Consider the following 17128-nt stretch of genomic DNA (forward strand, 5'->3'; position numbering starts at 1 on the left):
TATGAAATTAAAAGAAATATTCACTATTTATTTTAAGAAGATTTGGTATACGATACTGTTAATTTTAAGTACTATATATATTTGGCATTTTAAAAGTAATATTTATCAACTTAAAGAGATTAATGTTACAAATTTGATTTTTATATTATGGATTGTTCTTTTATTATTTCCTTTATTTTCTGAAATGGAGTTTTTAGGTATAAAGCTAAAAAAAGAAGTAGAAAAAGCAAAAGCTGAAGTAAAAGAAAATTTAAATGATTTGTATATGCAGATTATGGAATTAAAAATTTCTAATTCCAATACAAACACAATAAATTTCGGAAATGATGTTCTTCCTTCAGAACAAAAAATCAAGGAAATGTGTCAGGAATTTCTAAACAATTTAAATACTATAGATGATAATTTGAATGGATTAAAGTCTAAAACTCAAGAAAATAAATCAACAGAACCAGGAATACATGACATTGTTGATGTTGATGCTGAAATTGCTGAAGAATCTGTATATTTATTTAAAGTTAGGTTAATAATTGAAAAGAATTTAACAGATTTATGTGAAAAAACAGGTTATAATGGTCGTAAGTCGATGTTCACAATGCTAGAATATCTATATAAATGTGAAGTAATAAATTTGAAAACAGTAGATCTAATCAGGCAAATTGTGAAAATTGCCAATAGAGGTGTTCATAACGAAATAGTTAGTAATAAATATATTAATTTTATTAAACAAGTTTTTCCAGAACTTAAAAAACAACTTTATGGAATTAATACTCAATTACATTATCATACTTGCTCACGATGTAATTATTCCGGTTACTCCCCAATAGAGAATGTTTGTCCTAAATGCGGATTTATAAGTGATGATGATTGATTAAATATTGATAATTTTCTACAAGTTATTAGATTTATAATTACAAAAAAATATAATATAAAAATTATGATGTTGAAAATGATATTTATGATTAAATTTAGAAAAGTAAGACAAATGTAACCACTAATAAATGACATTTAAGTTGTTAATACATTAAATTAACTAATATATATGAATAAGGAGAGATAATATGGGTATTATAGAAGTTTTAATCAGTGTTTTTACAGGAGTGTTTGGTAATAGTATATATGATTATATTACAAAAGAAAATTTAGAGGATAAAATTAAGGATGCATATAATAATGCAAGTAAAAGTTTTTATAAAATTTATGGAAATAAGTATGGCGATAGTCTTAATAGTTTTTTGACAAGACAAGAAAATTTAGATTTGATTATAAATTTATTTGATTTTTCAAAGAAAGATCCCATTATAAAAGATTTTAATAATTATTCATATGATAACAGTAAATTTGCTAATAATGAAGTAATAAGCAAATTTATAATATTATTTAAAGAAGAAATAAAAAAAGATTTAAATTTAGGTAAGATATTAGCAGAAAAAGAACATATAAATGAACAACATCGTATAAGACAAAATGTAGAGGATATTTTACAACTAGTAAAAATCAATGCGTCAAAAGATAGAGGTATTGATGATAGAAAAATTAATTTTGATGAAATTATGGATATATACAATGAAAAAAATCAATTGGAGCAGGATTATAAACTAATTAAGTGGATACATATAAATAAAGCTCATAAGGAAGGAATTGTATTAAAAGCATACATTGAATATAAAAGAAATAATTTTGAATTAGCTAAAAAAGTCTTTAGCTATATAGTTGAACAATACGAAGAGGAATTTGAATTTAATAATACAATAGCATTAATAGATGAAAAGCTTGGGAATCTTGAACAGGCAGAGAAGAGATATCTTTTAGTTTTGAAAAAAAATCCTAAAAGTTTAAATAGTTTGTTTAATATTGGTACATTATATGCAACGAAACTTGAAAAAATTGAAGAAGGATTAAAATATCTATTTAATGCTAATAAAATAGCGCCTGATGATAGTGAAGTGTTAAATAATATTGGTGCAATATATAAAGACAAGATTCATGATTATTCCAATGCAAAGAAATATTTTGAATGTTCGATACATTGTTCAACAGATAATCCACTGCCATATATTAATATGGGGGAATTATACTTAGAATTTTACAAGGAATATGATAAAGCTGTTAAATTATATGAGGAAGCCTTGAATATTCCTAGGATGGATAATATAGATAGAATGCAAATACATAATATGTTAGGATTGATATATGGAAGTATCAAATTTCATGATAGAGCTAAATCCGCAATGCATTTTGAAAAGGCTATAAAAATAAATTCGGATTTCAAAGAGGCAAAAATGAACTTAAATATTATAAAGTCAAGCCAAAAATATTTTGATATGTTTAAAACAATATCTTCTAATAAAATTATAGATTTGTTGAAATAATATGAAAAAATAAATATATTATTATTTATAAGGTCGCTTATTCAGGCGACCTTTTTTTACGTGGGGTGATTTAATTGATTGTTATATATGCAGAGAAACCAGATATAGCAGAAAAGTTAGCAGCTATATTAGGTAAATGCTGTGTAGAAGATACAGAGCTTACACTTGATATTCTTATTGATTCTAAATTCAAGAAAAAACTAACTGCTTATGAAAATGAAAAAGGCTTTTTTAGATGTGTATTTGAAGGAAAAGAATATTTAGTTACTTGGGGTTTTGGTCATATGGCAGAGTTAAAACAGGCTAAGGAATATGATCCAAAATACAAAGTATGGAAGGAAGAAAATTTTCCTTTTGTTCCAGAACATTTTCAGATACAGATTAAGAAAGAAGCAAATGTAAAAAAGCAGTTTCAGGTAATTAAAAAGTTATTTAATGATGTTAAAACAGAAATGATTATTAATGCAACAGACAGCGACAGGGAAGGACAGCTTATATTTGATTGGGTGAGAAGTTTATCTAAAACTAAAAAGCCATGCATGAGGTTATGGCTTAATTCTTATACAAAAGAAGAAGTTGTAAATGCACTTCATCAACTAAAAAGTAATGATGATTATATCAATCTTACTAGAGCTGCAAGATGCAGAAGTTTAGCAGATTGGCTTGTTGGAATTAATCTCACTGCTGTAAGTACTATTAAGTATGGTACAAGTAAAAATATGTTTCCTATAGGAAGAGTTCAAACAGCTGTTCTTTATATGATAGTTGAAAAAGAACTGGAATTAAGGCAGTTTAAAAAAGAAACTTATTATGTCATTGAAGCACAGTGTAGAACTAAAGACAATAAGGAATTCACATCAACTTGGTTTAATGAAGATGGTAATAAACTTTCTGATAAAGAAGAGGCAGAGGAAATAGTTAAATCACTTAAAGATTTAAAGGGAAAGGTATTAAATTATGCTGAAAATGAAACTAGGAAAAAGCCACCTCTCCTTTATGACCTTACAAACCTTCAAATGGATTCCAATATAAAATATGGACTTACAGCAAAAGAAACTCTTAAGATTGCGCAAAAACTTTATCAAGAGCAACTGCTTACTTATCCAAGGACAGATTCCAGGTATCTTCCTAAAAGTAAAAAGGTTGAAATCGAGAAGATTATAAAAAGCTTTCCTTGTGTATATGAAAATTTGAAAGAAAATGTTTTAAAGTACTTAATATTAGAAAACAACAGAGTATTTGATGATAACAAAGTAAATAGCCATTATGCTATTATTCCAACTTATAAGACAGCAACAGAAGATTTATCGCAAAAAGAAATAATGGTATATGGACTTGTTGCTAGAAGTTTACTTAAGGTTTTTATGTGTGATGTAGCATACAGTAATAAGAAAATTGTTATAGGAATAGGTGATGAAACATTTGCTTTTAGAGGTAGAAAAATTGTAAAGGAAGGGTGGAGAGCAGCAGAGAAGAAGCTCAATAACATTAAGCTTGATTATGAAGAGGAAAGTGATAGTGAAGAAAATACAATTGATATGACCAGTGATATAAAAATTAATATTGATGATGAAGTAGAAATAATGAAAATCAATGTAGTGGAGAAGATAAGTAGGGCACCAGCTAGATTTACAGAAAGAAGTATTCTTCGTGCTATGGAAACCTGTGGTAAGAAGGTAGTTAAGGAAGAATTAAGAGAAGCATTAAAAGAGCATGGTATAGGTACTCCAGCAACTAGGGCAGATATAATAGAAAAATTAATAAGTAGTAGTTATATAACTAGAAAAGGTAGATATTTAATACCTACAGAAAAAGCCAAGAAGCTTATAGAAAGGCTCCCAATAGAAGAAATTAAATCCCCTAATTTTACTGGTGAATGGGAATATAAATTATCACTGGTGGAAAAAGGGGAACTTTCATCAGAGGATTTCTTTAAAGAAAGTATGAATACAGCAATAAGCATGACTGAAAAGCTAAAAACAACAAAAAGAGAAGTTATAGGTTGTAATACACTCGGTAAGTGTCCAGAATGTGATGGAGAAATTATAGAAGGTAAAAAAGGATATGGATGCACTAATTATGCTAATGGTTGTAAGTTTATAATATGGAAAAATGCCTGTGGTGCTAAAATTAATTCCGCTAATGTAAGAATATTATTAAATGGTGGTACTACAGGTAAAGTAACATGCAGAAAAAAAGACGGAACAACATACACTGCAAGGTTAAAACTTGTTAAAGAAAAAGATAATGAACACTATAAAGTAATTGCAATAAAAGTGTAGATAATAGAAAGGTTGGAGATAAGATGTATTACGTAAATTTAAAACAGGAAAAAATACTAAATCTCATAAATAAATTTGGATGTATGACGTATGACCAGATTAAAAAGCTTAATAATTTGAGAAATTTAGACAAGCAACTTAAAACACTTGTAAGGCAGAAAATGTTAAAAATAATTGAAGATAATATCTATGTGCCTATAGGTATTAGAGAAATAAATAGAAAGATTCTTAGAGCTATTGATATATACATCTATTTAATCAATGCAGATAAAGAAAAAAATATTGAATGGTGTACTCTTAATGATTTTCCTTTTGTAATGTCATTTTTCAGAAATGGTAAGGTTTTTGATGTAGCAGTTATAGAAGAAGGAGAGGAGCTTATATATTCAACTGCAATAAATAGGAAAGCTTCAGAAAGAATAATAATTATTATAGAAAATAAAGATCAGATTGAAAAGATAAAAATAAATGAAAAAGTAAAGTACTGCACTATAAAAGATGGTGCGGTTATTTTTTTAGGAGGAGATGAATAAATAGATGGCTGCATTTAAATTTAGTGACAAAGATATAGTTGAAAAGATGCCCCATATTGGGGATGTTGTAGTTAAAAGTAGAGGAGAGGTTAAAGATAAATTCATAATAATTAAAGAGTATGAATGTTTCTTTTTAGCAGTTGCACAAAGACTTGGATTTAGAGAATGTTTCAGTAAAGCAAGTTTTGCACTTTCTGAATTTAAAATAGAAAGAAAAGAGATGATTACAAATGCATGAGAAACATAAGTATAAACTTATTCTGTACATGTTCCCAATTTACCTTGTAGCTTGTATATATTTATTAATTCCATTAGTTGTATTAAAACAGAAACTATCAAAGGTTAGTTTAATGAGCAGTTCAGGTATTGATTTATTTCAAACAGTAGATATGTATAAAAATCCTATGCAAAGTTTAAGTGTTATTGTAAGTGATGGTAAAGTGCTTAAAGGTTTTATATTAGCTTTTTTACTGTTTACAGTTATACTTGTTGTACTATACTTCTTATTTAAGAATATGGAAACAGGAGAAGAGCAGAACGGTGTAAATTATTTAAAGGATAATGGAACACAGGGGACAGCAAATTGGATGGATAATGAAGAAGCTAAAAAAGTACTTGGTGTTGGAACTGAAGAAGGTTTGGTATTTGGAACTGTAAAGGATGGTATTAAAAATAAAATGGTTACGCTGCCTCCAGATACATTCTTTAATAAAAACATAGCTGTATTTGGTGCAAGTGGAAGTATGAAAAGCAGAAGCTTTGTAAGACCTAATATAATGCAAATAGCTGAACTTGGTGAATCAATTATTTTAACAGATCCTAAGTCAGAGATTTTTGAATCTATGTCTGAATTTTTAAGAGATAAAGGATATAACGTCAAGGCTTTAAATTTAGTTAATATGATTAATTCTGATAGGTGGAATCCGCTAAATGAAGTAGAAGATGACATATCAGCTCAAAGTTTTGCTGAAACTGTTATGGCAAATACAAAAGAGCCAGGAGCAAGACAGGATGAATTTTGGAGTAAAACAGAAATGAATCTTTTAAAAGCTCTAGTTTTATATGTAGTTAAAGAAAATCCAGAAGAAGAGAGAAACTTATCGGCGGTGTATTCAATGTTAGCGTTAAATGATCCTTCAACTATAGATGCAGTATTTAGGGCTTTACCTTCAACGCATCCAGCTAAAATGCCTTACAATATATATTCACAAGCTAGTGAAAATGTAAGAACAGGAGTTGTTATAGGTTTAGGCTCAAAGCTTCAAGTATTTCAAAATAAGTTAGTACAGAATCTAACATCAACCAGTGATATTGACTTAACTCTACCCAAAAAAGAAAAGTGTGCATATTTTTGCATAACTTCAGACATGGAGTCAACATTTGATTTTATAGCAGGGTTATTTTTTTCGTTCCTTTTTATAAAGTTAGTTAAATATGCAGATTATGCACCAAAAAAAGGACAGCAAGATGTATATTTTATCTTGGACGAGTTCCCAAACGGTATGACACGTTCTACAGTTAAAACGGTAGAAATAACCGACAAAGCTGTAGCTTAAAACAATAAATGTTTTAAAGAACTATATAACTGAAATCTCAAATGATAGGGTAACGCCTTGAAGGGGATTCGCTAAAACTTTGGATAGCGTTCAACTATGCGTGAGTTGAGGGTTATAAGTCCAAAGAAGTCGTGTGAAGCATACCCTAATATTTCTGACTTGGAAGTAAGGAAAGATGTCTGGAGGCAGATGTTGTGTGTGACAATGCGGGCGGGGTTATTATATGGTTAGAATGACTAAATTAAGAGTCTGACGAAGCTCTGAATGTACGGCTCTAAAGGAATAATCTACAGAAATGTAGACATACCATAAGGTATGTAAGTGAGGTAAAGTAAAAGTTGTTAGTATGAAATACCTTCTGTGCTCATGGGGCACAGGTATCCTAAACGGTAGTTTGAGGATAATACTTACAGGGCTAAAGGAGCGACCTAAGTAATAACAATCCTAAGTTATATGGAACGTGGAAAGCAACTAACGTAGGAGTCAAATGCAAGGCGATTAAAGAACTACGGTTGTACTGAAAATAGATTAATTCTATATAAATGCATTTATAGTTGTGAGAGTAGTGCCACAGTAGCAATGAAACCATAATAATAAGTGGTGGAGCGATAGGCACAAGCCAACATTAGTTTTATTAATATATCTATATAGTAATCAACTATTAAATAGAGGAGATTTTCATAGCTGTCGAGGTGTGACTAAGAAAAAATCATTCTCCACAAAGGGATGGTTACTATGACAAAACGAATTGTAAACAGAGCAGAGCGAAATGCAGAAAGATATGATGCAAAAGAAGTAGCATATAGATTGTATAAAAACAGCCTAGGTAATAAAAAATTTGACAGGCTCATGCCTCTTATTCTATCAGAACAAAATGTAATTCTTGCATATCGTAATATATGCAAAAACAAAGGAAGTTTAACTCCTAGCATTGACGGCAAGACAATAACTGATATAGATGAACTATCTATAGAAGCAGTTATTAAAACAGTGGGAAACAAGCTTAATAATTATCAACCTAAAAAAGTAAGAAGAGTTGAAATACCAAAACCTAATGGTAAAACAAGACCACTAGGAATACTGAGCATATGGGACAGATTAATTCAACAATGTATTTTACAAATATTAGAACCAATTTGTGAAGCCAAGTTTCATGAAAGAAGTAATGGTTTTAGACCATATCGTTCAACTCAAAATGCAATAGCACAATGTTATAAAATGGCACAAATACAGAATTTGCATTATGTAGTGGATGTTGATATTGTAGGATTCTTTGATAACATAGACCATCATAAGTTAATACGCCAGTTATGGGCATTAGGTATATGTGATAGGAAGCTAATAGTAATACTCAAACAAATGCTAAAGGCGGAAATATTATTCAATGATATAATAATTACCCCTGAAACAGGAACACCACAAGGGGGCATATTATCACCGCTTTTATCGAATATTGTACTTAATGAATTAGATTGGTGGATAGCAAATCAATGGGAAATGTTTAAAATTAGAGAAGGCTCAACAGGTTATGAATTTAGAAAAGTTGATAAGAAAGGGAACATCACAATAGATAGGTCGCAGAGATGGAGCAAGCTAAGGGAAAAAACAGAATTAAAGGAAATGTATATCGTAAGATATGCAGATGACTTCAAAGTATTCTGTAGAGATTATGTAACTGCACAGAAGTTAATGTGTGCAGTAAAGCTTTGGCTCTCAGAAAATCTACACCTGCAAACAAGTGATGAAAAGTCTGGAATTAAAAATCTTAGGAAAAATTATACAACATTTTTAGGAATTAAATTCAAAGTAATTCCTAAAGAAAATAAATGGATTGTTACCTCCCACATTGCTGATAAAAGTAAGGATAGCGTAATTAAGAAAATAAGGAATATATGGGGCAATATTAAAAATCCATCTAAACAATTTGAATTGGATAAAAATATAAGTCTCTATAACTCAATTGTAATCGGTATGCATAATTACTACAGCATGGCAACTATGGTATCTAAAGATTTTGCTGAAATTTCTTATAAAGTAGTGGGAAAAAGTAATGGAATGAATCACAATAATAGAGCTTACTCTATAGAAAGAGATGGCAGTATTACGAGTAAATTCATCCTTAAGAAATATGGAAAATCCAAACAGCTAAGATGGATAAAAGACAGAGTTATAATTCCTATTGGTTATGTTTCTCATGAATATCCTAAATATAAAAGAAGAGAAGTAAATAAATATATCAGTAAATCTACTGATAATGGAAACTGCATTAGTTTTGATGTAATCAAGCATATGATGAAAAATACTCATAATTATCCGACAATTGAAATGGCTGATAATGCACTGTCAAGATATATAGCTCAGAAAGGGAAATGTGCAATTACACACAAGCCTTTGTTTATTGGAGATATGGACTGTAGACATATAAAGTCATATAAGAATAAAAGAAATGATACATATGCTAATCTGATTATATTGTCAAAAGATGTATCAACCATTATTGATGCCACAAAGCCTGAAATAATAAAAGAGTATGTAGATAAATTAATTTTTACAATGGAAATGCGGGAAAAGGTTAATAAGCTTCGTATGTTAAGAGAGCTGGAAATAATACAATTCGATGACTATATAGATACTAAAAAATAAAATTAAGTCGGTGGAACGCCGTATGACGAGAAATTGTCATGTACGGTGTGGAGTGGGGGAAAAGTCCGAGTCCTTGACAGAGACTTACCTATCACTATTCGGCGCCATACCTGACTTTACAAAGAAAATATCAACCATGAGATCAAGAGGAATTTCAAGTTGTGTAATATTTCAGAATATAGCTCAACTTCAAAATAGATACCCCAATAATGGGTGGTCTGAGATTATAGGAAATTGTGATAGTAGATTGTTTTTGGGAGCAACGGATATAATTACAGCTGAATTTGTATCAAAGCTATTGGGTACAACTACTGTTAAGGATACAAGTTTAAGTAAATCAGCAGGGTTTGAGGGTATGATGGATTTTGGAAAGATAACAAGTAGAGCTGTTAAAAGAAATCTCATGAATCCAGATGAAATATTAAGACTTCCAAATAAAAATGAAATACTTATTTTAAGAGGGCAAAAGCCTTTAATACTTGATAAGATGGATTACACTAAACATAGACTTTCAAAAGAAATGAAACCTATAAAGGTAAGCGATTATAAGCCAGAATGGACACAAGAATATTTTCAGGAAGAGAATAAAAAGACACTTAAAAAAGCACAAGATAAGTCCAGTGAAGATAATTTAGGAAATAACAATTCTGATACTGAAGAACCTAAGATAAAAGAAAATGAAAGTATAAAACATTCATTTGGTGATAGTAAAGATAGTTTAAATAGCAAAAATACTAAGATTAAAACAACTAAAAAATCTGATTTTTGGTAAACAAAACTTCTCATAAAGGGGAGTTATTTTTATATAGAAAAATAAAATATTAAAATTTTAAGGAGATGTTTTTATGTTAACAAATATTAATTCAAAAGCTTATGATATCATGGCATCAAGACAAAGCAGAAAGATACTTACAGGAATACTATCAGCAGTGGAGACTTTTAAAAATGGTGATGGAAAGGAATTAGATTGTGCTGTTATTTTTTATGATGTATTTAAGGTGTTGATACCTTTAAAACACATGAGCATATCAAGAGAAAATAAGAGAGTTGTAAGAAGCATGATAGGTGCAGAGATTGATTTCGTTGTGAAAGAAATTGATGAAAAAAATAAAATAGCAGCTGCATCACGAACTGAGGCAATGGAGCTTAGGAAATCACTAGAACTAAAGAAGCATAAAGTAGGAGATAAAATTTCAGTTAGGGTTACATCTGTTGGAAGAGATAACTGTAGAGTAGATTGTTATGGATTAGAAACGAAAGTACCTATAGATGAAATAGACTACGGATATATAGATGATATAAGTAAATTTGTTAAGATGGGTACTAAAGTACAGGCTGTTATCAAGGAACTTGATTTGGAAAAGGATAAAATAAAGGTTTCAATTAAAGAGGCAAAGGAAGATCCTTACGAGCAGTTAATAAAATCTATAACTAAAGGTGGAGAGTATTTAGGAGTAGTTACAGGTATTCAGGAATATGGGGTGTTTTTTAATATTAGAAAAGGAGTAAACTGTCTTTGTCCGTTTCCTAACTGGACAAACTTTGCTCCAACTATTGGTGAGAAGTATGTTGTTAAAATAAAGAATATTGATTACAAGGAAAGGAAGATTGATGCTAATATTATGAGAAGTATAGGGTAGGAGAGATTTTATTAAGGCTAGATAATATTTATATTGGATATTATCTAGTTTATGTAAAATAATTTAAAATAAGTATTAAAAATAATTATAAGTATTATTATGATATAATTGGTAATGAACAAATATCTATTATTTATGTTTATAATGTTAAGTTGGAGGGACATATATGGAAACAGTTAAATTTGAAAATGTAAAGGAAGAAATAAAAAGCCTTATAAAGAATCGAAAGTTAATCCCGATTATTGGAGCGGGATTTACTTTTGGAGAAAAAGCGTTTAATGGTGTAGTACCTAATGGAAATATGATGGAACAACATATGAGGGATGAATTAATAAAAGAAAAACCTAATTTGAAAAATAAGTTGATTGAAAAAGGGTTTCAGGATATAGGTAAATATTACATAAGGTATATAAACAAGAATAAAAGAGATAATTTTCTAAAAGATAATTTTACGAATGTTGTTTTAAATAGTTATAAACAATTATTTGTTAAAATAAATTGGCCATGTATTTACACACTAAATTTTGACGATGCACTTGAAAGATATAATAATTATGAGGTTATTTATCCATATAAAAATTATAAAGAAAATATAAGAGAAGAATTCAAATGTATTTTTAAATTACATGGTGATGCAAAGTATGAAATAAAATATAAGGATAGTAACTTGATTTTTAGTAGAAATGATTATATTAAAAGTTTGACAGATAATTCAGAAATAAGACGTTTTTTTGAGATGGACTACATTGGAAACAACATAATGTATGTAGGTTGTAGTTTGAAGAATGAATTAGATTTGTTATTTTCTGTATATAAAACAACACAAATTTCTAAGTTTAAAGTTAATAGATATTATATAACAGATCAAAAACTTGATGAACTCGAGTTAGCTGATTTAGAAGATTATAATATAACTAAAGTTGTACTCATAGATAATTACAATGATTTTTATAATGAGATGAATAAGATTAATAATAGTACGAATGAAATTGAAATAGATGAATTGGAGATGTTTAGAAATATACAGTTAGAAAAAATAAATATGAGTACAGAAGAAAATCTTAAAAATTTACTTTTTTCTATCAGTGGAATTAATGAGAATGAAAAATTCAAGTATAGATTGCCAAACTTTTATATGTATAGGACAGTATCAGATAAAATTATTGAGAATTTAGAAACTAAAAGAGTTCATTTGATTGTAGGACATAGAATGAGTGGAAAAACGTATTTGGTATTTAATCTAATTGATAAAATTAAAGACAGGGATACTTATTTTATACCATCAAAGTATAATGTGAATTTTATAAATTTAGATAAATTAATTAATAAAAAAAGAATAGTAATATTTTTCGATAGTAGTACTTTAGGAATAGATGAATTAGATTATATAATAACAAATAAACATAGAATAAATGAGAATGATATATACATATTTATATTATTAAATACTTCAGATAAATTATTATTATCTTCATTTAGAGATGATGATTATATAGATTTAGATATTGAACTATACAATCAATTAAAAGGTAACGAAGTAAATAAAATTAATGAGAAATTATCGTTAAAGACACTACCTAAATTTGGATACAAATTATCTATTCTGGATAATTTGTATAGTTATCAAGATTTTTGTAAAAATAACTATCCGGAAATTTTTGCTAAATGTGATTTGAAAAGTGTAGATATTCCACTTAATGAATCAGAATTAATTACATTTATAATGTTGGCTACTAATGATAAATTGCTTCTTTCTGAAATAAAGATATTAGGATTAGAGGTAGAAATAAGTAAGATTATTGATAATTATAATACAATAATACAAGTAGATTATACTTTGAGAATAGAAAAGGGATATTCAGTAGGATATAAAATAGTTCCTAATGCTAAATATTGGATTCTTACTGCTTTGGGTAATTTTGCCAAGATAAAAACTAATAGAGTTGATATTGCAAAAGCAATTTGTAAGATAGTGAAACTATTGAGAAAAGAGCAAGAGCATTTTGAAACAAGCATACAAATAATGTTGTTTGATACTTTAAATGATATATTTCCAAGTGAAAAAGGTGGGGCAGTGGGGTTGATACATAAAATATATGAAGAACTTGGTGAAATATTGCACGGGGATAATCATTATTTAATACAAAGAGCAAAAAGTATTCTATACCTTGATAGTGATAGAATAAAAGAATTAAGAAAAGGTGTGTTATTTGCAGATACTTCTCATAGAAATCTTATAAAAGAAAAAGAAAGTTGTAATATTGAGAAAAAAACTAGGAAAATTGAAAATGTAATACAACATGCAGTGCTTACTAAAGCGATGTTATACGGAAGAATAATAAATATTAATAAATATTCCAATATTGATGATATAAAGAGAACTATTGAAAATTATTATGAAGCATTTAATGCTAATGATAATCAAGCTTATGTTAGAGGACTAATGAAAAAAACATTAAAAAATAAGCATAGTACTAAATCAGATTTATATATGCTAATTACCAATTATAAAAATGCAGGAGAACTGGGGAAAGAGTATCGAAGGAAAATTAGTTTTATAGCGAATACACTAAAAAGTTATGAAAAAAATAATTTTAGAAAGTAAAAAACAATTTATTAATATTAGAAATTTAATTTGGTAGTGATAAAAACCAAAAATCAGTGTATAAGAATAGTAGAGACATTTTTAAAGTCTTTGCTATTCTTTTTTTATTGGCAACATTTATTATTAGGTCAATTGACTAACAAACTGTGTATAGGCAAATTCTGTTTATATGCAGTTTTTTTATACAAAAAATTAATAAGGAGGAGAAACATGACATTAATAGTTTATAACAAAGAAACAGGAAGAGAACTAGATAAATACGACAAAATGACTTCTATTAGGGGTTCAGAACTTAAGAACATCATATCAAGAATTGAAAGAGAGTATAGGACAAGTACTGTTTTTATTATCAAATAATTAAAAATAAAAGGTGGAATTATAATGGAAAATAAAGAGTTAGTAAAAGAAAATGAGAAGGAAGTTGCAACACTGGGAGATGGACAAGTATTTATTAAAAGAACACCTCATGGAGCTATAAAGTCTATATGTGCAAAATTAAAATTAGAAGAAACAAAAGGAGAACTAGCCAATATACAGGGAAATATTAGCATCACGGCTGCTGGATATAATACACTTAATAAAATAGCAAGTATAAGTATATTTACTCCTGAAAAATTAACATTACCAGATGGGAGTGTTGTCGTAAATCCATTTCCTGTTTTTGATAAAGAAAGCGGAAGCATAGAGAAAGTATGGGTGAGGAAGACGGCAATAGGATATGCTCCTAGTGGTAATTTAGTTATAACATCTACTACTTTACTCTACGACATTAAGCTTTATTTTATACAGGATTTAATTAAGAAAATCAAAAAAAATAAAGCAGTAGGACGAATAACTGTTGAAAGTCTACTTACAGAAGAAGAAAAGGGCAAAGGAATTTTTATACCCACACAAGGTAAAATTGGAGTGTATGCTAACCTTGAAAATATAGATGCATTAACGTGCTTTGAAACTTTTGTACAGAATAAATTATTTGGAGATAGGAAAGCACAAACCGTTGCAGAGAGAAATGTACTTAAAAAACATCCTGCTTTAGCTTTTTCCAAAGTACAGGCTACAGGTCAAGAAAAGCGTCATGAAGTATATATCCAAGTTATTGGATGGAACAATGATCTTACACAAAAGGATTATATGAAACTTGCAACTATGTACGAAAATGGAGAGAACATAAGTGATTATAAAGGTATTAATGTTGAAGGGTATGAAGTATCCGGAGATATATCTGATGAAGATTTAAAAGCAAGTGCAGATGAAGAAGAAATAAATAATGAAGAAGAAAATACTATAGTTCATGAGCTTACAGAAAAAACGGCAGAACCTGTTCAGCAAATAATTATAGATACTGAAAAGGATAAAGTTAAAGTACCCGTTGGTAATGAAAATAACTTATTTGATAACAATGGAAAAATAAAAATAGAAGACTTGGGAGATGATCCATTCTAAATATAAAATAATTAATAATAATTAAATTTATTAAAAATCCTCTTCTTATAAGAATTTTATAGGTTGAGGATTTTATTTTTTATATGCTAAGCAAATTGAAATATAAGGAGAGATATTCAGATGATTAACGAAAAAGAATTGCTAAAAGGATTAGATATTGACCAGAAAGAAGCTGTAACGGCTCCATTAGATAAGCCAGCTTGTGTAAGAGCAAATGCAGGTAGTGGAAAAACAAGGGTACTTTCATCAAGAGTTGCATATTTGGTTTTAAAGAAAGTTAGTGGCATTATGCTTTTAACTTTTACTAATAAGGCAGCTAAGGAAATGACAGAAAGAGTTCAAAAATTAGTAGGAGATAATATAAGTACTAGAATAATATCAGGAACTTTTCATCATATGGCTTGTATATTCTTAAGAAGGTATTCTAAGGCAGTTGGCATAGATAATAAATTTAGCATACTTAGCCAATCAGATGCAGAGTCTATTATAAGTAGAACACGCAAAGAGGTACTCTCTGAAATACCTAAAAATGAAGTTCCTAAAGATTTTCCTACAGCTCCAAAGATAATGTCAAAGTATTCTTTCTATAGAAATAAATTTAAGGATATAACATTTGATGCTTTTTTAAGAAATATTAATATTATGCCCAAAAGTAGACAACTTATAGAAAATATAATTGAGGAATATGAAATATTTAAAAAAGAATCTAACTCACTGGATTTTGATGATTTGATTATATATTTTAGAAAACTGATCTTAAGTTATATAAAAGTGAGGCAATCAATACATTCTGCTTATCCATATATTTTATGTGACGAGTACCAGGATGTAAATTATATTCAGAAAGATATTATTGATATGCTGGATATGAATAATACTCAAATGGTGGTTGGTGATGAAGGACAGAGTATATATGGATGGCGTGGAAGTAACATAAACTACATTTTGAATTTTAAGGAAAATTATAAAAATGCTTTGATATATACTATAAGATACAATTATAGAAGTGGTTCAGGAATAGTAAAACTTGCTGAAAATGCTATAAACCTTAATGTTGAAAAAGAAGAAAACAAAAAGATTATGATACCATTTCAAAAACAGAAGGTAATTCCAGTGATAAAAGGTTTTATAGATGAAGTAGAACAAGGGAATGTCATAGCAAACCAAATACTAAGTGAAAAATATAATTTTGGAGAAACAGCGGTACTTGTTAGAAGTAATAGACTCACACGAGATTTAGAATTTGCTTTTAGAAAAAGTCATATAAGATATAAAGTTGTTGGAGGTAATCCTTTTTATGAAAAGGCTCATATTAAAGATTTATTTGCGTTTTTAAAGTTTGAATACAATAGGAAGGATAGAATATCATTTATAAGAATTATTACTATGGCAAATGGTGTAGGGGCTAAGACAGCAGAGAAGATATATGAAACTTTTGGAAGATGCAATTTTAATTATGAGTTTATCAGAACCCTTAAAGTCCCTAAAAAATCAAAGAATGATGTTGAAAATATATTTAATATCATGGAAGAAAGCGAGAATATTAAGTTTACAGCAGAGAAATTACAATATATATGTGAGAGCTTTTATGAAAACTATTTATATGACGAATATAATGATGAAAGTATTGAAAATAGATTAAATGATGTTAGAAAGTTTATAGAGATGGCAGAGGAATATTTAACAATAGATAGATTCATAGAAGATTTAATACTAGATAACAAAAATGATGATGATGATAAGTCAGATGTAGTAACTATTTCTACTGTGCATAGGGCTAAGGGCTTAGAGTGGGATAATGTATTTTTACCATACCTAAATGATGATATATTTCCATCTAAGATGAGTACAACTATAGAAGAACTACGAGAAGAACAAAGGTTATTTTATGTCGCAATAACTAGAGCAAAAAAGAATCTTTTTATTTCATATGTTAATGCTTTTACAGATGATCCTAAGCAAAATATACAGTATTCGTCTGAATTTATAAAACAGCTAGATGGGAGGTTGTTTGTTGCGGAATAGATAATAATATGTAGTTTTTATAGAGGAACGTG

Annotated in this window: 13 protein-coding genes; all 13 read left to right on the forward strand. The window is 28.5% G+C overall.

What is annotated here, in order from left to right; translation table 11 throughout:
* Position 1 precedes the first annotated feature (1 nt).
* The 13 genes from CLFE_RS07455 (at position 2) to CLFE_RS07515 (ending at position 17096) form a co-directional block, all read left to right on the forward strand.
* Entirely contained in the window at positions 2–868 is an 867-nt protein-coding gene (locus CLFE_RS07455) for a hypothetical protein (RefSeq protein WP_077894732.1), read from the forward strand.
* Positions 869–1058: 190 nt separating this feature from the next.
* Positions 1059–2369 (forward strand): tetratricopeptide repeat protein, encoded by a 1311-nt coding sequence (locus CLFE_RS07460; RefSeq protein WP_077894733.1) that lies wholly within the window; start codon positions 1059–1061, stop codon positions 2367–2369.
* A 74-nt stretch (positions 2370–2443) separates the two neighbouring features.
* Positions 2444–4651: a type IA DNA topoisomerase gene (locus tag CLFE_RS07465; RefSeq protein ID WP_077894734.1), complete on the forward strand. Its 2208-nt coding sequence runs from the start codon at positions 2444–2446 to the stop codon at positions 4649–4651.
* Positions 4652–4674: 23 nt separating this feature from the next.
* Positions 4675–5184 carry a DUF5697 family protein gene (locus tag CLFE_RS07470; protein ID WP_077894735.1) on the forward strand — a complete coding sequence of 170 codons (510 nt, stop codon included), beginning with the start codon at positions 4675–4677 and terminating at the stop codon, positions 5182–5184.
* Between the two features lie 4 nt (positions 5185–5188).
* The gene (locus tag CLFE_RS07475) at positions 5189–5422 is read left to right on the forward strand and encodes a hypothetical protein (RefSeq protein ID WP_077894736.1); all 234 of its coding nucleotides are present in this window, start codon (positions 5189–5191) and stop codon (positions 5420–5422) included.
* Complete coding sequence (locus CLFE_RS07480) at positions 5415–6740, forward strand: VirD4-like conjugal transfer protein, CD1115 family (RefSeq protein ID WP_077894737.1); 1326 nt, start codon at positions 5415–5417, stop codon at positions 6738–6740. Before CLFE_RS07475 ends, CLFE_RS07480 begins: the two co-directional genes overlap by 8 nt.
* Before the next feature lie 735 nt (positions 6741–7475).
* Positions 7476–9383, forward strand: a complete 1908-nt coding sequence (ltrA, locus tag CLFE_RS07485; protein ID WP_077894738.1) for a group II intron reverse transcriptase/maturase — start codon at positions 7476–7478, stop codon at positions 9381–9383.
* Positions 9384–9405: 22 nt separating this feature from the next.
* On the forward strand, positions 9406–10155 hold the full coding sequence (locus CLFE_RS07490; RefSeq protein WP_077894739.1) for a type IV secretory system conjugative DNA transfer family protein: 750 nt from the start codon (positions 9406–9408) through the stop codon (positions 10153–10155).
* 73 nt (positions 10156–10228) lie between these two features.
* Entirely contained in the window at positions 10229–11023 is a 795-nt protein-coding gene (locus tag CLFE_RS07495) for a S1 RNA-binding domain-containing protein (protein WP_077894740.1), read from the forward strand.
* A gap of 166 nt (positions 11024–11189) precedes the next feature.
* Entirely contained in the window at positions 11190–13628 is a 2439-nt protein-coding gene (locus tag CLFE_RS07500) for an SIR2 family protein (RefSeq protein ID WP_077894741.1), read from the forward strand.
* A 210-nt stretch (positions 13629–13838) separates the two neighbouring features.
* On the forward strand, positions 13839–13985 hold the full coding sequence (locus tag CLFE_RS07505) for a hypothetical protein (protein WP_169850996.1): 147 nt from the start codon (positions 13839–13841) through the stop codon (positions 13983–13985).
* A 24-nt stretch (positions 13986–14009) separates the two neighbouring features.
* Entirely contained in the window at positions 14010–15071 is a 1062-nt protein-coding gene (locus CLFE_RS07510; protein ID WP_077894742.1) for a hypothetical protein, read from the forward strand.
* 120 nt (positions 15072–15191) lie between these two features.
* Positions 15192–17096 (forward strand): ATP-dependent helicase, encoded by a 1905-nt coding sequence (locus tag CLFE_RS07515; RefSeq protein ID WP_077894743.1) that lies wholly within the window; start codon positions 15192–15194, stop codon positions 17094–17096.
* The last annotated feature ends 32 nt before the right edge of the window (positions 17097–17128 follow it).

This window comes from Clostridium felsineum DSM 794 (genome assembly GCF_002006355.2).
GTDB lineage: Bacteria > Bacillota > Clostridia > Clostridiales > Clostridiaceae > Clostridium_S > Clostridium_S felsineum.